Genomic DNA, 21,521 nt, shown 5'->3' on the forward strand with positions numbered 1-21,521 from the left:
TGTTTTGAAAACTCATTACTTTCTTCTAAAACTGAAAAATTGTTAAAGTATTAAAAACCATATTCGATAAAAAAGTAAACTTATGTACTTTTGGTACAAACTAAAAACAGAATGATTGCTAAAATTTTCCCTATATTCTTAATATTTATTGCATTGGGCGAGATTTATACCTGCCATTTGCTTTATAAATACACAAAAAAACGATCGGTTATTTTTGCCTATTTATTACTATTGGCAACAATTATCATTAGTTTAGTCTTATATTATAAAGGGATAGACAAATCGGTTGGGCAAACCTCTGAAAGTATGCATATAATGGCGTTAATGCTGCTTTTCCTGCTTCCAAAACTACTGATCAGCATTCCGCTTTTCTTTGAAGATATTTATAGGTTCACCCGCTGGTCAAGCCACAAATTCATCTATAAAAAACTGGTAAAAAACACAAGAAGCCAATTACTTACACGTATTGTTTTATCTGCTGCAACCTTATTTGCTGTTACAATTATTTACGGTGTAATTGTAGGCAAATACAACTTTAAGGTACGTGAAGAAACCATTGTTTTTAACGATCTGCCTGAGGCTTTTGACGGACTGAAAATTTTGCAGATTTCAGATTTGCACGTAGGCAGCTGGGACAACAAAGCCGCCATTGAGAAAGGCATCGAAATGATTAACAAACAAGATTTTGACTTGTTGCTTTTTACTGGAGATTTTGTGAATACTCTGGCAACTGAAGCCGATCCCTGGATTGAAACATTGCAAAAAATCAAAACGCCTAAATACGGAAAATATGCCGTTTTGGGAAATCATGACTACGGTGAATATGTTAAATGGAATACCGAAGCTGCCAAAGAAGCAAACTTTATGGCAATTAAAAAAAATATTGAAAAAAGTGGTTTTCAATTGCTTTTAAACGAAAATGTAGTGATAAAAAACAGCAATGATTCCATCTATTTATTAGGTGTTGAAAATTGGGGAGTGAACTTTAAAAAAGCCGGTGATTTAAAAGAAACATCTAAAAACGTTCCTTTACATGCATTTAAAATAGTAATGACACACGACCCTTCACATTGGGATGCCGAAATTGTGAACCATCAGCAAAAATACCAATTGACTTTATCAGGGCACACCCACGGAATGCAGTTTGGTTTTAACATACCAAAACTTATAGAATGGAGTCCGGCAGAATATATTTATCCCGAATGGGGCGGCTTGTATCAAAAAGGAAGCCAGTACATATATGTTAACCGTGGATTTGGTTTTCACGCCTATTCAGGACGAATTGGTATTTGGCCCGAAATTACTTTACTACATCTAAAAAAAAACAAATAATAAAAGGTTAATTACCGAAAAATTATAATTTTGTATAGATTGAAAAAAAGTATATATGTCGAAGTTTGGCGATTTAATAAATTCAACTGTTCCGGTTTTAATCCAGTTTACTACCGAACACAATCCTGAGTGCGAGCAAATGCAACAGATTATTGAAGAAGTAGCTTTGGAAATGGGCGAAAAATTGACGATTATTAATATTAACACTTTAAAAAATCAAGAGTTGGTTGAAGCATTACGCATAAAAACCGCTCCTACTTTAATGGTGTACAAAAACGGTGCAATGGTGTGGCGACAATCGGGCATTACCGATAAAAGCTCGTTGGTAATGATTGCTAAAGCGTTTAATTAAAAAAACAATAGTCTCATGTAAAGGCTGCTTTTATTTTATGGAAGAAAACGAAGCCTTAAAATGGAGTTTACAATTATTGGAAAATCAACCTTATTTGTCAGAGTTTTCTTTTGAAGAAAACCGGAAACAGTTGATTTTTGCAATAGACCAATTGATTCAAAACGATTTCAGCAAACTAATTAATATTCTATACAGAATAGATATTGACGAACAAAAGCTAAAAACTGCTTTATTCGAAAATCCCTTACCTCCCTCAGAAACCATTGCGGATTTAATGATTGAACGACAACTACAAAAAATAAAATTCCGTAAAATATACCAAGACCGGAATAACAACCACGAAATTTAATAAAAAGACTACCATTAAAAAACGTAACATCAAATAAATTAAATTTCCTAATTAATGGTTATGAAAAACATCGCACAAAACAGTAAGGCAGCAAATGTAATTTTAATAGTAAGCTGTTTTATTTTATTTTACTGGAACTTCGTTCATAATTTTGATGTTTACAAATACATAGTTGTAGGTGCATTGTATGAAATGAGTGCTTTACTTGTTTTAGCGGCTACTTATATTTTGCCTTTATTTATATTAGTAATGGCATTGGTAAGCAAGGTCAACCTCAACAAAAAATACTATATCGCTTTAGTCATTTTAGTATTAACTATTACATTATTATTTACCATTTATAATTAAAAAAAGTTCTCATTTTGAGAACCTTTTTTTATACAAAACTGTTATTTTTAAAAATATCCTGATTGATCTGGTCTATATAATTTAGTACCTCGTCTTTACCCAATTCACTTTCTGAAGAGGTTACAAAAAACTGCGGAAATTCTTCCCAGCCATTTGCCAATAAGGCTTTTTGGTATGCGGCAACGTGTTTTTGGATAGCGCCTTTGCTTATTTTATCGGCCTTTGTAAAAATAATACTGAACGGAATGCCGCCTTCGCCCAAATAATTAATAAATTCCAAATCTATTTTTTGCGCTTCGTGACGGATATCCACCAAAACAAAAGCACTTACCAATTGTTCGCGCTTCTCAAAATATTCGGTAATAAATTTTTGAAATGTGGCTTTGATAGATTTAGAAACTTTGGCGTATCCATAACCGGGCAGATCGACCAAAAACCAATTACTGTTAATCTTAAAATGGTTAATCAACTGAGTTTTTCCAGGTCTGCTCGATGTTTTTGCCAGATTTTTGTTATTGGTAAGCATATTAATCAATGAAGATTTGCCCACGTTTGACCGTCCGATGAATGCGTATTCCGGAATGGGTTCTGTTGGACATTTCTTTACATCCGAATTACTTATGACAAATTCAGCCGTATTAATCTTCATTTTACTTAATGTTTCGTTTATTAAACCATCCGTCTAAAATTTCGTTGAATTCATCGGGATGCTCCATCATTGCCGCGTGTCCGCATTTATCAATCCAATATAAATCAGAATCGGGCAATAATTCATTAAATTCTTCTGCCACATTTGGCGGCGTCACAATATCGTTTTTCCCCCAAATAATACACGTTTGTGTTTTCATCTTTGGCAAATCTTTCGCCATGTTGTGTCTAATGGCACTTTTGGCAATGGTCAGTGTTTTTATCAGTTTCATACGGTCGTTTACCGTGTTAAAAACATCATCAACAATTTCTTTAGTAGCTACCGCCGGATCGTAAAAAACATCTTCGGCTTTTTTTCTTATGAACTCATAATCGCCTCTACGTGGGTACGAATCGCCCATGGCACTTTCGTACAAACCTGAGCTTCCGGTAATTACCAACGCCTCTACAAATTCGGGATGCATTTTGGTATAATACAATGCAATGTGCCCTCCCAGCGAGTTGCCTAATAAAATTACCTTTTCAAACTTTTTGTGTTTTATAAAATCGTGGACAAATTTGGCAAATGCTTTTACGTTGGTCTTTAAAATATTTAGTGTATAAATGGGTAATTCGGGCAGTACCACTTTAAAACCTTTCTTTGGAAAATAATCAGTTACTCCATCAAAATTACTTAACCCTCCCATTAAGCCGTGTAAAATAACAATTGGTGTACCTTCACCAATTTCAACATATCTAAATTTTCCTTCTTCTTTAATATTTCGCTCCATATATGCGATTTCAATTCGTACAAATATACGACATTAATAAAAAACCGTGTAAAATTAAAGTAGTTTAATTAACAAGTGATGTTTAATCAGAGTATTTAAAACATTTACATTTTTTCAATGTGAAAACTTCTTTATTTTGAAAGATAACCATATATTCTTTAAAGTTATCTAAAAATCTTTAAAAAATTACTTCACTGCTAAAAATCAACAACTTACCTTTCAATACGCTGAAAAAAAAAACTTTTCAACAAAGTGGTAAAAAGTGGTAGAAAGTGGTAAAATTTTACTTACTTTTGTTTTGTAAATAATCTAAAGTCAAATTTTAATGCAACCAATAGTAGGTACATACGAATGTAAAATCGACACCAAAGGAAGGGTGCTGATACCTGCTGCATTGAAAAAACAACTGGTTGCCGTTGGAGAAGGATTCATATTAAAACGCTCTGTTTACGAGAAATGCGTTGAGCTTTGGCCCATGAACGAATGGAACATTATGCTGGAAAAATTAAACGAATTAAATCGTTTTAACCGTAAAGCCGATACGTTCATCCGCAAATTTATGGCAGGTGTAAAGGTAATAGATATTGATGACGCCGGACGCTTGCAGATAAGCAAAGATTTAATAGAATTTGCACGGATTTCAAAAGATGTGGTTTTTTCATCAAAAATCAACCTGATTGAAATTTGGGATAAAGATTTATACGAACAAATTGTAAACGACGAAGAAATGGATTTTGGCGATTTAGCCGAAGAAGTAATGGGAGGAATAACAAATTATGGAGCATAACGAATACGAATACCACAACCCCGTGCTGTTAAAAGAAACGGTTGACGGCTTAAACATAAAACCCGATGGCGTTTATGTAGACGTAACCTTTGGCGGTGGCGGACATTCAAAAGAAATTATGCGCCGTTTAGGTCCCAACGGAAAATTATTTGCTTTTGATCAGGATACCGATGCCTTGGCAAATGCCTTAGATGACAAACGTTTTGTACTGATAAATGAAAATTTCCGTTTCATTAAGCGCTTTTTACGCGTGTATGGAATTAAACAAGTCGATGGAATTTTAGGAGATTTTGGCGTTTCATCGCATCAGTTCGATGTTGCAGAAAGAGGTTTTTCTACCCGTTTTGACGCCGAACTGGATATGCGAATGAACCAAAACAGCAGCTTATCAGCTTATGAAGTAATCAATAATTACGACGAATCAGCCTTAAGCAAAATGTTCTTTACTTATGGTGAATTAAAGAACGCTCGCGGTTTAGCTGCCGCCATTGTAACTGCCCGAAAAGAAGAACCTATAAAAAATTCGGAACAATTAAAAACGGTATTATCACGGTTTTTACCGGCACATAAAAGCAACAAAATACTGGCACAGATTTATCAGGCAATCCGTATTGAAGTTAACGAAGAAATTGTTGTTTTAAAAGAGTTTTTAGAACAAGCCTTAGAATTACTAAAGCCGGGCGGGCGCTTAAGCGTTATATCGTATCATTCATTAGAAGACCGCCAGGTAAAACGCTTCATTAAAAACGGAATGTTTGAAGGCGAACCGGAACGCGATTTTTTTGGACGATACAACGTTCCTCTTAAATCAATAGGAAAATTAATCGTTCCATCTGAAGAAGAAATTAAACAGAACAATCGTGCACGAAGTGCCAAATTAAGAATAGCAGAAAAAAATTAAAATGGGTTTAAACAGTATAATAAAAGCAAAATTTTTAGTCGAAGGGCAATCGCTGAAGAATTGGCTTTTTATTATATACATTGTTTTTTGGACGTTGGTGCTTATTGCAAACAACCACTTTTACGAACAAAAAATGATGCGGGTTAAAGAATTAACCGAGCAGGTTAAAGAATTGCGATCTGAATTTGTTGATAAAAGATCTGAATTGATGCAATTGCGAATGGAATCGAACATTTCTAAACAAATGGAAGTTTATGAAATTTTACCGTCATCGGTCCCTCCTAAAAAAATCAAGGTTGTTGTCGAGAAAGAAAAAAAATGGTATAAACTATGGGATTAGCAAAAAAGAGCGAAAATAACAGGATTTACTTTGTTTTCTTTGGAATGTTAGCCATTGGTATCGCCATTTTTACCAAAATGAGCATTATTCAGTTTAAAGAAGGCGAGCATTGGCGCAGCAAAGCAGACAGTTTAACCATTAAAGACGAAATTATTCCTGCAAACCGCGGAAACATCTATTCAGCCGATGGCAGTTTGTTGGCAACATCTATCCCGAAATACACTGTTTATTTTGACCCGATGTCGCCATCAACTGAAAATTTCGAGAAGTATATTCGTCCGTTTTCTGATTCATTGGCAAAATTTATCCCTAAGCAAACGGCAGGTCAGTACGAAGCTTATTTTCGCAAAGCACGTTCAAACAAAAAAAGATACATACACATTGCCACCAAATTAAGCTATACGCAGTATATGAAACTAAAATCGTTTCCGCTGTTTAACTTAGGAAAATACAAAGGCGGAATGATTGTAAACCAGGTAAATGTACGCGAATATCCCATGGGGATGATCGCCAACAGAACCATAGGTTACGAACGTGTCAACGATGATAAAACAATAACCAGAAAAGGAATTGAAGCGGCTTTTACCGATTATCTTACAGGTAAAGAAGGTAGAAGAAAAGTTCAGAAAATGTCTAAAAACCTGTGGAAACCCATTCACGATGAAAACGAAATAGATCCACAAGACGGTTACGACATTACCACAACCATTGATGTATATATTCAGGATATTGCACATCACGCTTTATTAAGTTCATTGGAATATTACGAGGCAGATCACGGAACGGTAGTGGTTATGGAAACAAGTACCGGCGAGATAAAAGCAATTTCAAATCTTGGAAAAATCGGCAATGGTTCTTATACAGAAACGGTTAATTATGCTGTTTTAGAACGTCACGATCCGGGCTCAACCTTTAAGCTTGCATCTTATCTGGCTCTGTTAGATGATGGAAAAGCCGATACAGCAACCATTTACGACACCCACAACGGAGTAGTGACCTTTTTTAACAGAAGAGTGACTGACTCTAACAGAAGAGGCTACGGAAAAATTTCATTGGCACGCGGTTTCGAAGTTTCATCGAACACTGTAGCTACGCAAGCTGTATATCAGGCATATAAAGACAATCCAAAAGCTTTCACAGATAAAATGAAAGAATTTGGTTTTAACCAAACTTTGGGATTGGATTTAAAAGGGGAACCTGCATCATACATTCCCGTACCGGGCGATCGCAATTGGAGTAAAATTGCCTTGCCGTGGATGGCGTATGGTTACGGAATTTTGGTAACGCCGTTGCAGACTTTAACATTATACAATGCTGTTGCAAACAATGGCGAAATGGTAAAACCGCACTTTGTAAAAGAAATACGCGATGTAAACAACACCTTGCAAACATTTGAAAAGGAAGTAATTAATCCGCAAATTGTAAAACCTGAAGTCATCAAAAAAATGCAGGCGGTTATGAAAAATGTGGTCATCAGAGGTTCAGGAAAAAGATTGTACTCACCCGATTTTTCAATGGCAGGAAAAACCGGAACGGCACAGATGAACTACGGTAAAGCAAAAGGCGGTATGTATTACGCATCATCGTTTGTAGGATATTTTCCGGCTGATAATCCAAAGTATTCATGCATTGTGGTTATTCACCGTCCCACAAAACACAGCTATTACGGCGGCGATGTGGCAGGTCCGGTCTTTAAACGCATTGCCCAAAAAATATTTACCGATGTGCCTTCGCTAAACGAAATTAAAGATATTGAATCGCCATTGCCAAAAGCGGTTAAAAGCTATAAAAACTATTATGCAAACGTAAAACAATCAGGTAACGTTATGCCCGATGTGCTAGGATTACCGGCAATGGATGCCGTGGCAATTCTCGAAAATTTAGGTTTAAAAGTGCAAACCGCAGGTACAGGAAAAGTCATCCGACAATCAATTAAAAACGGAGAAAAAGTAGAAAAGAATAAAATAATAATATTAGAGCTATCATAATAGTAAACGTCAGTTCGAATGTTTTTTGTGAAATAAAATTGTAATAATAATTAAGTAATGAAAGAAATTGGTATAAATTTTTTACTAACGTTTTTTATATTGTTAGTGTTGTTACCAATTGGTCTTTTTGTTGAAGGATTAAATGAAGATGCAATATTTCATATGATGTTTTCCTTTACAATTTATTTATTGGCAATGTCATTGATCAATGCTTTAATTTTAACAACAATTGACACATTTGTTACTAATACTAAAAGAAGATTAATTCTTACTTTTTTACCAAGTTTGATTATGATATTTTTCTTTTTACAATTTCTAACAACAATATCAATTGAGAATAAAGGGTTATTTGTAGGTTTTCCGTTGATAATAGCTGTATTTAGTTCAAATTTTTTAAGATATAAAAGAATAAATAAACATATAAAGTAAACGTCAGTTCGAGTGTTTTTTGTGAAATAAGATGGAACAAAAAATGTATCGAGAACAAAAACTTCTCGATACAATTTTCCTCAGTTTCACTACGGAAAATCACTCTAAGTGACAAGAACAAAAAAAAATAAAGTTTCTTATTCTCTCTTCTTTAGAGAGGAAATTAAGAGTGAGTTTTATGAAAAAATTAAAAGACATATTATACAAAGTATCCATTGATGCTGTTCGGGGATCCACCAGTGTGGAGGTTTCGGATATTGTCTTTGATTCTCGTAAAGTATCTCAAAACTGTGTGTTTATTGCACAAAAAGGTACCCTTTCAAATGGGCACGATTACATAGAAAAAGCCGTTGAAAATGGTGCTATTGCTATTATCTATGAAGATACTCCGGCTACTTTTCTTGATACGGTAACTTATGTAAAGGTTAACGATGCTAATGATGCACTGGCACATATCGCTTCTAATTTTTACAACAATCCGTCAGAGAAATTAGCATTGGTCGGCATTACAGGTACAAATGGTAAAACCACTATTGCCACCTTATTACATCAATTGTTTACAAGGGCAGGCTATAAAGTGGGTTTGTTATCTACCGTAAAAATATTAGTGGGCGAAGAAGAATATCCCGCAACCCACACCACGCCCGATTCTATAACGATTAACCGCTATTTAAACCAAATGGTTCAGGCAGGTTGCAGTTATTGTTTTATGGAAGTAAGTTCGCACGGCATTGCCCAGAAACGCACTGCCGCACTGGCTTTTAAAGGAGGAATTTTCACAAATTTATCGCACGATCATTTAGATTATCACAAAACATTTGCAGAGTATCGTAATGTAAAAAAATCATTTTTCGATTCACTCGCTAAAACATCTTTTGCCATCAGTAATGCCGATGACAAAAATGGTACTTATATATTGCAAAACTGCTCTGCAAAAAAAATTATGTACAGCATTCAGAATGTGGCTGACGTTCATGGAAAAATCATTGAAAGCCAATTCAACGGAATGCTGTTAAACATCAACAACCAAGAAGTTTGGGTGCAGCTGATCGGTAAATTCAACGCATCGAATTTACTGGCAATTTACACAGCTGCAACCGAATTGGGTTTAGGCAAAGAAGAAGTTTTACTGCACTTAAGCACGTTAAAAAGCGTATCAGGACGCTTTCAGTTTATTGTATCAAAAACCAAAATAACGGCAATTGTAGATTACGCTCACACACCCGATGCCTTAGAAAACGTATTAAAAACCATTTCAGAAATAAGAACGTTTAATGAACAGGTGTTTACGGTTGTTGGCTGTGGTGGAAACCGCGACAAAGAAAAACGTCCGGTTATGGGACGCATTGCAACTGAAATGAGCGATACGGTGATTTTTACGTCAGACAATCCGCGAAACGAAGATCCTTTTGAAATTTTAAAAGAGATCGAAAGCGGTGTAGAAGCTCAAAATACCAACCGGTACATCACAATCGAAGATCGTCATCAGGCAATAAAAACGGCTTGTAAAATGGCTACGCAGGGCGACATCATCTTAATTGCAGGTAAAGGGCACGAAGATTATCAGGAAATTAAAGGGGTAAAACACCACTTTAATGATATGGAAGAAGTTATCAAATTTTTAAACGAATTCAATAAGTAAAATGCTGTACTACTTATTAAAATATTTAGACTCATTGTTCGATTTTCCGGGATCGGCACTATACCAATTCATCACTTTCCGTTCAGGAATGGCGTTTATCTTGTCGTTGTTGATCTCAACCATATTCGGTAAAAAAATCATCAGCTATCTGCGTCGTCAGCAAATTGGCGAAACGGTTCGCGAATTAGGATTGGAAGGACAAAACGAAAAAGCCGGAACACCAACAATGGGTGGAATCATCATAATTATGGCAACGTTGATTCCGGTACTTTTATTAGCACGATTAGAAAATATTTATGTGTTGGTTTTGATCTTAACCACCGTTTGGATGGGAGTTATAGGGTTTTTAGACGATTACATCAAAGTTTTTAAAAAGGATAAAGAAGGATTAAAAGGAAAATTTAAAGTTGTTGGACAAATTGGGTTAGGAGTTATTGTTGGAGCTATCTTTTATTTCCATCCAAATGTTACCGTGCGCGACACACCAAGTATCCTGTTAGAAACCGGAACCACAAGTCAGTTTGATATCAAATCGACCGCTACGACCATTCCATTTTTAAAGAACAACGAATTTGATTACGGACAGCTGATTTCTTGGATGGGCGACGGATATGAAAATTACGTTTGGCTGATTTTTATTCCCATTGTGATTTTCATTGTAACAGCAGTTTCAAACGGTGCCAATCTAACCGACGGTATTGATGGATTGGCAGCAGGAACATCGGCAATTACCGTTGTAGCCCTGGGAATTTTTGCGTTTGTTTCGGGGAACTTCATTTTTGCGAATTACCTGAACATTATGTACATACCCAATTCGGGTGAAATGACGGTTTTCATCGCTGCCTTTGTAGGTGCGCTGGTCGGTTTCCTTTGGTACAATGCTTTTCCGGCACAAGTTTTTATGGGCGATACCGGAAGTTTAACCATAGGCGGAGTCATTGCCGTTTTGGCAATTGCGGTTCGCAAAGAACTGCTAATCCCTGTTTTATGCGGAATTTTTCTGGCAGAAAATTTATCGGTGGTGTTACAGGTTTCGTATTTTAAATATACCAAACGAAAATATGGCGAAGGCAGGCGTATTTTGTTGATGTCTCCCCTACACCATCATTACCAGAAAAAAGGCTACCACGAAAGTAAGATCGTTACCCGTTTTTGGATTGTAGGAATCTTTTTAGCCATTTTCTGTGTAGTATCATTAAAATTAAGATAAAAATGAGACTGGTTATTTTAGGTGGAGGCGAAAGTGGTGTAGGCACTGCTTTGTTAGGAAAAAAAGAAGGTTACGAAGTTTTTGTATCCGATTTTGGATCCATCAGCGAAAAGTATCAACAAGTTCTTATACAAAATGAAATCGATTGGGAACAGCAGCAACACACCGAAGATAAAATAGTAAATGCCGATGTTGTGGTAAAAAGCCCGGGCATTCCGGACAAAGCTCCCATCGTTAAAAAATTGCGTGAGAAAGGTGTAAAGGTTATTTCAGAAATCGAATTTGTGTATAGCTTTGCTAAAAACACCTCGGTTGCAATTACGGGCAGCAACGGTAAAACCACCACTACCCTTTTAACCTATCATTTGTTAAAACAGGGCGGTTTAGATGTGGGACTGGCAGGAAACATAGGCGAAAGTTACGCAAAACAAGTTGCCGTTGATCCCGAAAAGTTGTTTGTGCTGGAATTAAGCAGTTTTCAGTTAGACGGAAACATCAATTACAAACCGCACATCGCCGTAATCACAAACATCAGTCCCGATCATTTAGATCGATATGATTATAAATACGAGAATTACATTGCATCAAAATTCCGTATCACAATGAATCAAACCAGCGAAGACTATTTGATTTACGATGCAGACGACCAAGCCATAAACAATTGGCTTAAGAACAATAAAACAAAAGCACAGTTGGTTCCTTTTTCACTAACAAAAACAGTTGAAAACGGTGCCTATTTAAAGGACAATAATATTATAGCAATGATAAATAACGAAGAAATCACTATTCCGGTAAACGAAATTGCAATTGAAGGTAAACACAACGTAAAAAATGCTATGGCAGCCACATTAGTTGCGCAAATGATGCGCGTTCGCAAACAAACCATCCGCGAGAGTTTGTCAAATTTTCAAAATGCAGAACACCGTTTAGAGAAAGTTGCTAAAATTAATAAAGTGCAATACATCAACGATTCTAAAGCAACAAATGTAAATGCTACTTATTTTGCTTTGGAAAGCATGACTGCACCAACCGTGTGGATCGTTGGCGGTATAGACAAGGGGAACGATTACGATGAATTAATGTCTTTTGTACACGAAAAAGTAAAAGCCATTATTTGTCTGGGAATTGATAACACAAAAATCATCAATGCGTTTTCACCTATTATCGATGTAATTGTTGAAGCTTCATCAATGCAGGAGGCCGTAAAACTGGCTGCGAGTGCAGCAGAGGAAGGCGACACCGTTTTGCTCTCTCCGGCTTGTGCAAGTTTCGACTTATTTTCAAGTTACGAAGAACGCGGAACACAATTTAAAAACGAAGTACATAAATTATAGAAAACAATGAGAAAGTTATTATCCCAATTTCAAGGCGATAAAGCTATATGGGCGTACGTGGTACTATTAGCCCTGTTCTCATTTATGCCTGTATTTAGTGCCAGCACCAACCTGGTTCACGTTGTTGGTACAGGTACCATTGTGGGGTTGCTTTTTAAACATTTCGGACATATTTTTGTAGGTATTGTCATTATATTTTTCATTCACCGCATTCCGTTTGACCGTTTAAAGTTCATTGCTCCCATTGCGTGGATACCGGTAACCGCCTTGTTAGTCATCACTTCTTTACAAGGTATGATGATTGGCGGGGCCAATGCAAGCCGGTGGTTAAAAATTCCGTTGTTAAACATCTCTTTTCAGCCGTCATCATTAGGCTGGATTGCTTTAATAGCCTACATTTCGTGGTTTTTATGGCGTTTTGCCGATGAAAAATACACCTTTGGATGGTCTCTTTTATGGCTTGGTGTACCTATTGGTGCCATTGTATTACCCATTTTACCATCAAATTTATCAACCGCCGCCATAATACTTTTCACTATTGCCTTATTGCTTTATGTAGGAAAATACCCTATAAAGTATATGGCAAAAATTATTGCGGCAGGTGCTATAGTGATTGTTGTTGCAATTGGAATGTTTAAGGCTTTCCCCGATATGGCTCCCTCGCGTTATAAAACATGGGAAGCCCGTTTTGACCGTTTTGGTTCTGAAGATAAAGACGAAGACCGTTACCAGATCGACAATGCAAAGATTGCCATTGCACAAGGACAAATGTTTGGTGTGGGTCCGGGAAAAAGCGTTCAGAAGAATTTTCTGCCGCAATCATCATCCGATTTTATCTATGCCATTATTGTCGAAGAATTTGGTTTTTTAGGCGGAATTTCCATATTGATTGTCTATGTACTGCTTTTGTTCCGGTTTTTAGTAGTCAGCAGAAAAGCTCCAAATTTATTTGGAAAATACCTTGCTTTTGGACTTGGGTTTTCCATCATTTTTCAGGCATTTATCAATATGGGCGTGGCGGTAGAGATTTTCCCGACAACCGGACAGCCACTGCCTTTGGTCAGTTCGGGTGGTACATCTATCTGGATGACGTGTGTGTCATTGGGAATTATTCTCAGCATTTCACGGAAGGAAGAACAGGTAAAACAACAGCAGGCAGACAGAGAACGTAAACAAGAAGAGTTCAGACAATTGCTGGAAGAACAAGAAGCATCATTTGAAGAAGATTCAGAAGACAATCCTATGCGGGCAGTTTTAAATAAATAAATTATGAAAGCAAATCCAAAATTTATCATTAGCGGAGGCGGCACGGGCGGACATATTTATCCGGCAATTGCCATTGCAAACGAAATCAAAGCACAGCTTCCTGATGCCGAAATCTTGTTTGTGGGTGCACAGGATAAAATGGAAATGCAGAAAGTTCCTGCAGCTGGCTATGATATTAAAGGATTGTGGATTTCGGGTATTCAGCGTAAAATTACGTTTGACAACGCTTTGTTTCCTGTTAAGTTTTTATCAAGCTTAATGAAATCGAGAAAAATCATCAAAGAATTTAAACCCGATGTAGTGATTGGAACCGGCGGATTTGCAAGTGGTGCCGTAGTAAAAGTGGCTCAACAAATGAATATTCCTACGGTGATACAGGAACAAAACTCGTATCCGGGCATTACCAATAAAATGTTGGCTCCAAAAGCAAATGCCATTTGCGTGGCTTATGATGGATTGGCTACTTATTTTAAATCAAAAAACATTGTAAAAACAGGAAATCCGGTTCGCCAGGATTTATTAAATATAGATGAAAAACGTGAAGAAGGGCAACTTTTTTACGGTTTACAAAAAGATAAAAAAACAGTAGTTGTTTTAGGCGGAAGTTTGGGTGCACGCAGAATCAATCAGTTGATAGAAAAAGAACTGCCGTTTTTTAAAGAACAAAATGTTCAGGTAATCTGGCAATGTGGTAAGTTTTACATCAATGAATATAAAAAATACCACAACAACGAAGACGTCTTGGTTTTTGATTTCATAGAACGAATGGATTTGTTGTTTGCTGCAGCCGATGTTATTGTTTCACGTGCCGGCGCATCATCGGTTTCGGAACTGGCAATTGTAGGTAAACCGGTTATTTTTATTCCGTCGCCAAACGTTGCCGAAGATCATCAGACAAAAAATGCCAAAAGCATTACCGATAAAAATGCAGCCGTTTTGTTGAAAGAAACCGATTTAGACAGTCAGTTCCAGGAACAAATGCTTCGCCTGTTAACAAACGATCAGGTCGTTGAAGCGTTATCAAAAAACATTAAAACACTGGCATTACCAAATGCTACAAAAGATATCGTAAAAGAAATTTTTAAGTTGATAAATGACTAATTACAAAAACATATTTTTTCTTGGGATCGGCGGTATTGGCATGAGTGCCATTGCCCGATACTTTAAACGTATTGGTAAAAATGTTGCCGGTTACGACAAAACACCTACGCAGTTAACGCACGAGCTGGAAGCAGAAGGAATTGCCATTCATTACACCGATGCTTTGGAAAACATCAACGAAAGTTACCGAAACAACAGCGATACGTTGGTGGTTTACACACCGGCAATTCCAAAAGAACACCAGGAGTTGAATTATTTCCTTTTAAATAATTTCACCATAAAAAAACGTGCCGAAGTGTTGGGAATTATTACTCAAAACACCTTTTCATTAGCAGTTGCAGGAACCCACGGAAAAACCACCACATCGAGTATGCTGGCACATATTCTGGTAGCCGCAAACGCTCCGGCAACCGGTTTTTTAGGCGGGGTTTTAGAAGGATATGACAGTAATTTAATAGGCAACGGCACAAAAGTTTCTGTGGTAGAAGCCGATGAGTTTGATCGTTCGTTTTTGCATCTGCACCCGGATATTGCCTGTGTAATTTCAGACGATGCAGACCATTTAGATATTTACGGAACCAACAATGCCATTAAATCATCGTTTGCTGAATTTGCATCAAAAATAAGCGATAAAGACAAATTGTTTATCGCGCAAGGAATTCAAAACATCAACGGAAAGGAAGTTTCGGTAAACGGAACAGCTGTAATCAACGCACACAATCTGCGATTTGAAAACGGTAAACGCGTATTTGATTTAGATTTTAAAGGCGAAAAGATACAGGATATTAAATTATCAATGCCCGGCAAACACAATGTATTAAATGCATCACTGGCATTTGCAATGGCTAAAACGTATGGTTTAAGTAACGAAGAAATAAAATCGGGGTTAGACAGTTTTAAGGGAATCCGTCGTCGTTTTTCGTTCAAGATCAATACCGAAAAATTAGTGATGATTGATGATTACGCCCATCATCCCACAGAAATTAACGCGGTAAGCCAGGCGGTACACGAAATGTATCCAGATAAGCAGATTACGGCTGTGTTTCAACCCCATTTATTCTCTCGCACAAGGGATTTCATGGATGGATTTGCAGAAAGTTTATCAACATTTAACAACGTCATTTTACTTGAAATCTACCCAGCACGGGAGTTACCGATAGAAAACATTAATTCAACAATGTTGATAAATAAGATAAAATCGCCTTCTAAAATTTTGTTGCAAAAAGAAGAATTAGTATCTTTTTTATCAGAAAACACACCAGAAGTTCTTGTAATTATCGGCGCAGGCGATGTAGGCGAAATGGTAGATGAAATTAAAACAACATTAGAAAAAAATAATTGATAAAATGATTAAAAAAATCAATTGGTTCGATGTATTTTTGGCGTTTGTAACGATCGCTATGTTTTCGTTGTTAGCCTTTGCCAACAGCCGGAACAGTGCACGTTACATTGAACAGGTTGATGTAAAATTATTGAGTTCTGACAATCACTTTATTACGCAGGAAATGGTAGAAAAATTAATTGTTCAAACCTTTCCCCGCGATTCAAAGATAATAAACAGTGACCTGAACCTTAAAAAGATTGAAGACCAGCTGAATCATCATTCAATGATTGCAAACTCAGAGGTTTTTGTAGATGTTGACGGAAAATTGCACGCAGAGGTTACCCAGAAAAAAGCAATTGCACGCGTAATGAACGGCAGTGGTTCATTTTATATTGATGAAAACGGCGATAAAATGCCCTTATCAAATCAGTTTAGTGCTCATGTACCCATTGTGTACGGGGAATTGAAACCAAATAACAGAGAAGTTTTTGCTGGCTTATTGAATACCATCAACAACGACGAGTTTTTAAAAACCTCTATAACAAGTATTAAAATAAACAGTGATCAATCGTTGATCTTTTCCGTAAGAGAATACGATTATTCCATAGAATTCGGTCACTTGAAAGAAATAGAAAAAAAGTTTGACAATTACAAAGCTTTTGTACATTATTCAAAAAAAGACACCCTTATTGGATATTACAAAAACGTTAATTTGAGATTTACAGAGCAAGTAATTTGCACGAAATAAAAGGATATGAATAAAGAAAGCATTGCTGTAGGATTAGATATTGGAACAACGAAAATTGTTGCAATGGTAGGTAAAAGGAACGAGTACGGAAAACTTGAAATTCTGGGTATTGGTAACGCAAAAAGTTTAGGCGTAAAACGCGGTGTTGTTAACAATATAACGCAAACCATACAATCTATTCAATATGCGGTGGCACAGGCATCGGCAGAAGCAGGATGTAAAATTAACGATGTGGTTTTGGGAATTGCCGGACAGCACATTCGCAGTATCCATCATCAGGAATACATTACGCGCGACAAGCCCGATATCGTAATTTCTGAATTAGACATCGACAAGTTAATCGCTCAGGTACAAAAGCTGAATATGCTGCCGGGCGAAGAAATTATCCACGTACTGCCACAAGAATTTAAGGTTGATGAAGAAGGCGGAATTAAAGAACCTATTGGTATGTACGGCCGCCGTTTAGAAGCAAGCTTTCACGTGGTTGTAGGGCAATCGGCATCGATCAGAAACGCGGGCAGATGCGTAAAAGATTCCGGTTTAGAACTGTCTGGTTTAACCTTAGAACCATTAGCATCAGCAGATGCTGTTTTAAGTCATGAAGAAAAAGAAGCCGGCGTTGCGTTAATAGACATAGGTGGCGGTACCACAGATTTAGCCATTTTTAAAGACGGCATCATTCGCCACACAGCGGTAATTCCGTTTGGCGGAAATGTGATTACAGAAGACATTAAAGAGGGCTGTTCTATCATTGAAAAACAGGCAGAACAGTTAAAAATACGTTTTGGATCGGCTTGGCCGGGAGAAAATAAAGACAACGAAATTGTTTCTATCCCGGGATTAAGAGGTCAGGAAGCAAAAGAAATATCCTTAAAAAACCTTTCAAAAATCATTCACGCACGCGTGGTTGAAATCATCGATATGGTTTTTTCGGAAATAAAAGCCTACGGATACGACAATCCCCGTAAAAAATTAATTGCAGGAATTGTACTAACAGGCGGCGGATCTGAACTAAAACACATTAAACAACTGGTTGAATACATTACCGGAATTGATACGCGTATTGGATATCCCAACGAGCATATTTCGGGCGAATCAGCAAAATTGGTCTCAAGACCATTATTTGCCACGGCAGTTGGTTTGATGATGGAAAGTGACATTAACAATTCACGCAGCCGTATATACGTTCAGGAACATCCGGGTTCTGTAAAAATTCAGGCAAAAACAGAACCTATCGGCACACCGGTTGAAAACAACAGCGTTCCCCTTAAAATGAACACGATTACCGACAAACCGCAACAAAAAACAGAACAACCCGAAAATAACCAAGACGAACAAACAGACGTGGAACAAGGCACATCGGCATATATTGAAAACCGTTTCCTTGGAAAATTTATAAAAAAGTTTAAAGATTTTATTGACAAAGCAGAGTAAAAGAAAAACACCTCAACTATATGGATCAAGTTTTTGAAAATTTAGCATTCTCTCCAGATTTGCCAAAAAACAAATCGAATGTAATTAAAGTAATTGGAGTTGGTGGTGGTGGTAGCAATGCCATTAATCACATGTATAATCAGGGTATTAAAGGAGTAGATTTTGTGGTTTGCAATACAGACTCTCAGGCATTAAACAACAGTCCCGTGCCTATAAAAATTCAGTTAGGGGTTACTTTAACCGAAGGATTAGGTGCAGGCGCAAATCCTGAAGTGGGACAACAATCAGCCCTTGAAAGCATTGAGGAAATCGAACAGTTTTTAGACACCAATACCAAAATGGTTTTCATTACTGCCGGTATGGGCGGTGGAACCGGTACCGGTGCTGCACCTGTCATTGCCCAATTAGCTAAAGACCGTGATATTTTAACAGTGGGTATTGTTACGATTCCTTTCCAGTTTGAAGGAAAAGTACGTCAGGAACAAGCATTGCGCGGTGTGGAAAACCTACGCAAAAACGTTGACTCGTTAATTGTGATCAACAACAACAAATTGCGTGAAGTTTACGGAAACTTAGGCTTCAAGGCAGGTTTCTCTAAAGCCGATGAAGTGTTAGCCACCGCATCTCGTGGTATTGCAGAAGTAATTACACATCACTACACGCAAAATATCGATTTAAAAGACGCCAAAACCGTTTTATCTAATTCGGGCACAGCCATTATGGGATCGGCAGAAGCAAGCGGAGAAAATCGTGCAAAAGAAGCTATTGTCAGTGCATTAGACTCTCCGTTGTTGAACGACAATAAAATTACCGGAGCCAAAAACGTATTGTTATTGATTGTTTCAGGCGAAAACGAAATCACTATTGATGAAATTGGCGAAATCAATGACCACATTCAAATGGAAGCAGGTCACAATGCGAACATCATCATGGGAGTTGGTGAAGACGCTGCTTTAGGTGATGCTATTTCGGTAACAATTATTGCTACAGGTTTCGATGTGGAGCAACAAAAAATAATTGTAAACGCAAACGATGAAAGCAAAAACAAAATCATTCATCATTTAGGCGAAGAACAAAAAGCAACGACTGATTTAACAGGAAACAATGCACCGCTATTTACAAACGCGCCAACACCAGATCAGCCTTTGCAAAACAATACAGGGCATCAGGCGGTTCCAAAAATCGTTTATAATTTAGACGACGAGCCCGTAAAACAGCCAAACAGCGAAGTTGAAAAAAAAACAATAGTTCAGACTCAGCCTTCTGAAAGCGTTCAGAACATGAATTTAACACCTGATAATCAAGCAGAAACAATTCGTCAAAATAACGAACCTCAAAGTACTGTTAAAACAACCGACATTCGCAACATTGTTGTAAACGAACCAAAATTTGTCATTGTAAAGCCACAACAAGTCGTTAAAGAAACCGAAAACGTTATGGCAGAACAGTTTTCATTTGATTTGCAACAACAAGAGAATGATTTTTCTGAACAACAGAACGAATTCTCATTTGAGATTCAATCACACGAAGAACCGGCTCATCAAGCAAGCTCGGAATCAAAAGAGGAAATCATCCGTTACGATTTAAATGATTATATGGAAGTTGAAGAGCAGTTGTTAAACTCAAAACAAGAAGTTGCCGGGCCTGTAAAAGAAGATGAAGCGTTGTCGTTTACCGTTCGAACAGAACAACCCGAAGTATCGCAACAACGCTTGATTATTGATGAAAATTCCCCGATGGAAACATCAATAAACGATATTTTACGTGAACGGGCTGAAGAACGCAAACGCAAAATGAAAGAATTTAACCATAAATTCAATGCCGCATCGACAACCCAGATTAATGATTTAGAAAAAGAACCGGCATACAAACGAATGGGTGTTGATTTAACACAAGACCACTCAAGCAACGTATCGCGTACCTCGGTTTCATCAGACCGAAACAACGATATACAGTTGCGTTCTAACAATTCATTTTTACATGACAATGTAGACTAATTTAATTAGATTTATATTTACCTTACCTCAAAAAGACGCTTTCTTTTTGAGGTTTTTTATTTATATTTGTGCTTCTAAAATTTAGAGCCATGAGTTTACAAACAAATATAACAGCAGCTTTGAAAGAAGCTATGAAAACCAAAGATCAAACCGCATTAGAATCGTTACGTGCAATTAAATCGGAAATTTTACTGGCACAAACATCGGGCAGTGGTACAGAATTAACCGAAGCCGACGAAATTAAGCTGTTACAAAAACTGGTAAAGCAACGTAAAGATGCAGCTGCCATTTTTGTGGAACAAGGCAGAAACGATTTGGCAGATCCGGAATTGGCTCAGGCAAAAGTGATTGAACAGTTTTTACCTGCACAATTATCAGAAGCTGAAGTAGAAGAAATTATTAAAACCATTATATCAGAAGGAAATTTTTCCGGAATGCAGTCTATGGGTCAGGTAATGGGATTGGCAAACGCCAGATTAGCAGGGTCAGCTGACGGTAAAACCATTTCTACCATCGTTAAAAAACTTTTAACAGCTTAAAATAAACTTATAACGTCTTCGTAGTTCAATGGATAGAATGTCAGATTCCGGTTCTGATGATGTGGGTTCGAATCCCGCCGAGGACACTTTTTAAAGAAGTTTCATTACTCTTGCAACATTAAACGTATTGGAATCTTAAAACGGATACGTACAGCTTCCCCATCGAACTCTATAGGGTTCATCCGGACAGTTTTGATCACGCGTACCGCTTCTTTATCACAGGCAGCACACAATCCTTTTTCAATCACAACCTCTTTTACTGTACCGTCTTTCTCAACGACAAATTCGGCATAAATTGTTCCGCTTACACCCTCTTTAAAAGCCTCCTGCGGATACCTGTAGTTTTCAGCTATATAAGCTGCTACACTTTTATTGTGAATGGTTTTGTACAATGACACATCCTCTGTCTTTATACTGCCCTTGTCAGAACCAGCAACCTCTTCAAGATTCTGCGAAAACCCAGTTATAGAAAACACACCGAAAATTAATGCTAAAAATACTTTCATAAACATAAAGATATAAAAATTTAAGCGTTTTAAGTTGATTTTTACATAGTGTTTTTTTTATTTGTTATATTTAACTGTTTTTACTTCTTAAAACACCGGTTTTTCCTTTTTTTGAATTTTCCGTATTTTCTGACTAAATTGAAGAATTTAGAATAACTTTCTGTTTTTTACTATTT

The 21,521-nt window shown here is 37.0% G+C and carries 22 protein-coding genes and 1 tRNA gene; 20 read left to right on the top strand and 3 right to left on the bottom strand.

Annotated elements, in window-relative coordinates; all coding sequences use genetic code 11:
• Positions 1-111: 111 nt before the first annotated feature.
• Genes BLW20_RS08955 through BLW20_RS08970 form a run of 4 tightly spaced genes read left to right on the top strand, consistent with a single transcriptional unit; the run spans position 112 to position 2,381 of the window.
• Positions 112-1,332: a metallophosphoesterase gene (locus BLW20_RS08955; protein ID WP_091099326.1), complete on the top strand. Its 1,221-nt coding sequence runs from the start codon at positions 112-114 to the stop codon at positions 1,330-1,332.
• A gap of 55 nt (positions 1,333-1,387) precedes the next feature.
• Positions 1,388-1,684, top strand: a complete 297-nt coding sequence (locus tag BLW20_RS08960; protein ID WP_091099330.1) for a thioredoxin family protein — start codon at positions 1,388-1,390, stop codon at positions 1,682-1,684.
• A gap of 37 nt (positions 1,685-1,721) precedes the next feature.
• Entirely contained in the window at positions 1,722-2,033 is a 312-nt protein-coding gene (locus BLW20_RS08965) for a hypothetical protein (protein ID WP_091099333.1), read from the top strand.
• A 60-nt stretch (positions 2,034-2,093) separates the two neighbouring features.
• The gene (locus BLW20_RS08970) at positions 2,094-2,381 is read left to right on the top strand and encodes a hypothetical protein (protein ID WP_143037766.1); all 288 of its coding nucleotides are present in this window, start codon (positions 2,094-2,096) and stop codon (positions 2,379-2,381) included.
• A 28-nt stretch (positions 2,382-2,409) separates the two neighbouring features.
• Here the strand turns inward: BLW20_RS08970 and yihA are convergent, their stop codons facing one another.
• A complete protein-coding gene (gene yihA, locus BLW20_RS08975; RefSeq protein ID WP_091099340.1) occupies positions 2,410-3,030 on the bottom strand; it encodes a ribosome biogenesis GTP-binding protein YihA/YsxC in 621 nt (206 codons plus the stop codon).
• A gap of 1 nt (position 3,031) precedes the next feature.
• Entirely contained in the window at positions 3,032-3,799 is a 768-nt protein-coding gene (locus tag BLW20_RS08980; RefSeq protein WP_091099344.1) for an alpha/beta fold hydrolase, read from the bottom strand.
• 325 nt (positions 3,800-4,124) lie between these two features.
• Here BLW20_RS08980 and mraZ point away from each other — a divergent pair, with 325 nt between their 5' ends.
• The 16 genes from mraZ (at position 4,125) to BLW20_RS09060 (ending at position 20,925) form a co-directional block, all read left to right on the top strand.
• Positions 4,125-4,586, top strand: a complete 462-nt coding sequence (gene mraZ, locus BLW20_RS08985; RefSeq protein ID WP_091099347.1) for a division/cell wall cluster transcriptional repressor MraZ — start codon at positions 4,125-4,127, stop codon at positions 4,584-4,586.
• Positions 4,576-5,487 carry a 16S rRNA (cytosine(1402)-N(4))-methyltransferase RsmH gene (gene rsmH, locus BLW20_RS08990; protein ID WP_091099351.1) on the top strand — a complete coding sequence of 304 codons (912 nt, stop codon included), beginning with the start codon at positions 4,576-4,578 and terminating at the stop codon, positions 5,485-5,487. The genes mraZ and rsmH overlap by 11 nt, the downstream gene beginning before the upstream one ends.
• Positions 5,483-5,827, top strand: coding sequence for an FtsL-like putative cell division protein (locus BLW20_RS08995; RefSeq protein WP_091099354.1), 345 nt, complete (start codon positions 5,483-5,485; stop codon positions 5,825-5,827). The genes rsmH and BLW20_RS08995 overlap by 5 nt, the downstream gene beginning before the upstream one ends.
• Positions 5,818-7,815 carry a penicillin-binding protein gene (locus tag BLW20_RS09000; protein ID WP_091099357.1) on the top strand — a complete coding sequence of 666 codons (1,998 nt, stop codon included), beginning with the start codon at positions 5,818-5,820 and terminating at the stop codon, positions 7,813-7,815. Before BLW20_RS08995 ends, BLW20_RS09000 begins: the two co-directional genes overlap by 10 nt.
• A gap of 57 nt (positions 7,816-7,872) precedes the next feature.
• Entirely contained in the window at positions 7,873-8,244 is a 372-nt protein-coding gene (locus tag BLW20_RS09005) for a hypothetical protein (RefSeq protein WP_091099362.1), read from the top strand.
• A gap of 178 nt (positions 8,245-8,422) precedes the next feature.
• The gene (locus BLW20_RS09010) at positions 8,423-9,886 is read left to right on the top strand and encodes a UDP-N-acetylmuramoyl-L-alanyl-D-glutamate--2,6-diaminopimelate ligase (protein ID WP_091099365.1); all 1,464 of its coding nucleotides are present in this window, start codon (positions 8,423-8,425) and stop codon (positions 9,884-9,886) included.
• Position 9,887: 1 nt separating this feature from the next.
• Positions 9,888-11,096, top strand: coding sequence for a phospho-N-acetylmuramoyl-pentapeptide-transferase (mraY, locus tag BLW20_RS09015; protein WP_091099369.1), 1,209 nt, complete (start codon positions 9,888-9,890; stop codon positions 11,094-11,096).
• A gap of 2 nt (positions 11,097-11,098) precedes the next feature.
• Positions 11,099-12,430 carry a UDP-N-acetylmuramoyl-L-alanine--D-glutamate ligase gene (murD, locus tag BLW20_RS09020; protein ID WP_091099372.1) on the top strand — a complete coding sequence of 444 codons (1,332 nt, stop codon included), beginning with the start codon at positions 11,099-11,101 and terminating at the stop codon, positions 12,428-12,430.
• 6 nt (positions 12,431-12,436) lie between these two features.
• Entirely contained in the window at positions 12,437-13,696 is a 1,260-nt protein-coding gene (locus BLW20_RS09025; RefSeq protein ID WP_091099376.1) for an FtsW/RodA/SpoVE family cell cycle protein, read from the top strand.
• Positions 13,697-13,699: 3 nt separating this feature from the next.
• Positions 13,700-14,797: an undecaprenyldiphospho-muramoylpentapeptide beta-N-acetylglucosaminyltransferase gene (gene murG, locus BLW20_RS09030; protein ID WP_091099379.1), complete on the top strand. Its 1,098-nt coding sequence runs from the start codon at positions 13,700-13,702 to the stop codon at positions 14,795-14,797.
• The gene (gene murC, locus BLW20_RS09035) at positions 14,790-16,139 is read left to right on the top strand and encodes a UDP-N-acetylmuramate--L-alanine ligase (RefSeq protein ID WP_091099383.1); all 1,350 of its coding nucleotides are present in this window, start codon (positions 14,790-14,792) and stop codon (positions 16,137-16,139) included. The genes murG and murC overlap by 8 nt, the downstream gene beginning before the upstream one ends.
• A gap of 4 nt (positions 16,140-16,143) precedes the next feature.
• Positions 16,144-16,869 carry a cell division protein FtsQ/DivIB gene (locus BLW20_RS09040; protein ID WP_091099386.1) on the top strand — a complete coding sequence of 242 codons (726 nt, stop codon included), beginning with the start codon at positions 16,144-16,146 and terminating at the stop codon, positions 16,867-16,869.
• Positions 16,870-16,875: 6 nt separating this feature from the next.
• Entirely contained in the window at positions 16,876-18,303 is a 1,428-nt protein-coding gene (ftsA, locus tag BLW20_RS09045) for a cell division protein FtsA (RefSeq protein ID WP_091099390.1), read from the top strand.
• 20 nt (positions 18,304-18,323) lie between these two features.
• Positions 18,324-20,300 carry a cell division protein FtsZ gene (ftsZ, locus tag BLW20_RS09050; protein WP_091099394.1) on the top strand — a complete coding sequence of 659 codons (1,977 nt, stop codon included), beginning with the start codon at positions 18,324-18,326 and terminating at the stop codon, positions 20,298-20,300.
• An 89-nt stretch (positions 20,301-20,389) separates the two neighbouring features.
• Entirely contained in the window at positions 20,390-20,839 is a 450-nt protein-coding gene (locus tag BLW20_RS09055) for a GatB/YqeY domain-containing protein (protein ID WP_091099398.1), read from the top strand.
• A gap of 14 nt (positions 20,840-20,853) precedes the next feature.
• Positions 20,854-20,925, top strand: a tRNA-Arg gene (locus BLW20_RS09060).
• Between the two features lie 18 nt (positions 20,926-20,943).
• Here BLW20_RS09060 and BLW20_RS09065 read toward each other — a convergent pair.
• Positions 20,944-21,345 (bottom strand): energy transducer TonB, encoded by a 402-nt coding sequence (locus tag BLW20_RS09065; RefSeq protein WP_177165064.1) that lies wholly within the window; start codon positions 21,343-21,345, stop codon positions 20,944-20,946.
• Positions 21,346-21,521: the final 176 nt, after the last annotated feature.

This window comes from Paenimyroides marinum, from assembly GCF_900108395.1.
GTDB classification, from domain to species: domain Bacteria; phylum Bacteroidota; class Bacteroidia; order Flavobacteriales; family Flavobacteriaceae; genus Flavobacterium; species Flavobacterium marinum.

What these genes read in the sequence shown, in the direction of transcription:
- BLW20_RS08955 (WP_091099326.1), top strand. Translation starts at nt 112, where the DNA reads ATGATTGCTAAAATTTTCCCTATATTCTTAATATTTATTGCATTGGGC.
- BLW20_RS08960 (WP_091099330.1), top strand. Translation starts at nt 1,388, where the DNA reads ATGTCGAAGTTTGGCGATTTAATAAATTCAACTGTTCCGGTTTTAATC.
- BLW20_RS08965 (WP_091099333.1), top strand. Translation starts at nt 1,722, where the DNA reads ATGGAAGAAAACGAAGCCTTAAAATGGAGTTTACAATTATTGGAAAAT.
- BLW20_RS08970 (WP_143037766.1), top strand. Translation starts at nt 2,094, where the DNA reads ATGAAAAACATCGCACAAAACAGTAAGGCAGCAAATGTAATTTTAATA.
- yihA (WP_091099340.1), bottom strand. Translation starts at nt 3,030, where the DNA reads ATGAAGATTAATACGGCTGAATTTGTCATAAGTAATTCGGATGTAAAG.
- BLW20_RS08980 (WP_091099344.1), bottom strand. Translation starts at nt 3,799, where the DNA reads ATGGAGCGAAATATTAAAGAAGAAGGAAAATTTAGATATGTTGAAATT.
- mraZ (WP_091099347.1), top strand. Translation starts at nt 4,125, where the DNA reads ATGCAACCAATAGTAGGTACATACGAATGTAAAATCGACACCAAAGGA.
- rsmH (WP_091099351.1), top strand. Translation starts at nt 4,576, where the DNA reads ATGGAGCATAACGAATACGAATACCACAACCCCGTGCTGTTAAAAGAA.
- BLW20_RS09000 (WP_091099357.1), top strand. Translation starts at nt 5,818, where the DNA reads ATGGGATTAGCAAAAAAGAGCGAAAATAACAGGATTTACTTTGTTTTC.
- BLW20_RS09005 (WP_091099362.1), top strand. Translation starts at nt 7,873, where the DNA reads ATGAAAGAAATTGGTATAAATTTTTTACTAACGTTTTTTATATTGTTA.
- BLW20_RS09010 (WP_091099365.1), top strand. Translation starts at nt 8,423, where the DNA reads ATGAAAAAATTAAAAGACATATTATACAAAGTATCCATTGATGCTGTT.
- mraY (WP_091099369.1), top strand. Translation starts at nt 9,888, where the DNA reads ATGCTGTACTACTTATTAAAATATTTAGACTCATTGTTCGATTTTCCG.
- murD (WP_091099372.1), top strand. Translation starts at nt 11,099, where the DNA reads ATGAGACTGGTTATTTTAGGTGGAGGCGAAAGTGGTGTAGGCACTGCT.
- BLW20_RS09025 (WP_091099376.1), top strand. Translation starts at nt 12,437, where the DNA reads ATGAGAAAGTTATTATCCCAATTTCAAGGCGATAAAGCTATATGGGCG.
- murG (WP_091099379.1), top strand. Translation starts at nt 13,700, where the DNA reads ATGAAAGCAAATCCAAAATTTATCATTAGCGGAGGCGGCACGGGCGGA.
- murC (WP_091099383.1), top strand. Translation starts at nt 14,790, where the DNA reads ATGACTAATTACAAAAACATATTTTTTCTTGGGATCGGCGGTATTGGC.
- BLW20_RS09040 (WP_091099386.1), top strand. Translation starts at nt 16,144, where the DNA reads ATGATTAAAAAAATCAATTGGTTCGATGTATTTTTGGCGTTTGTAACG.
- ftsA (WP_091099390.1), top strand. Translation starts at nt 16,876, where the DNA reads ATGAATAAAGAAAGCATTGCTGTAGGATTAGATATTGGAACAACGAAA.
- ftsZ (WP_091099394.1), top strand. Translation starts at nt 18,324, where the DNA reads ATGGATCAAGTTTTTGAAAATTTAGCATTCTCTCCAGATTTGCCAAAA.
- BLW20_RS09055 (WP_091099398.1), top strand. Translation starts at nt 20,390, where the DNA reads ATGAGTTTACAAACAAATATAACAGCAGCTTTGAAAGAAGCTATGAAA.
- BLW20_RS09065 (WP_177165064.1), bottom strand. Translation starts at nt 21,345, where the DNA reads ATGAAAGTATTTTTAGCATTAATTTTCGGTGTGTTTTCTATAACTGGG.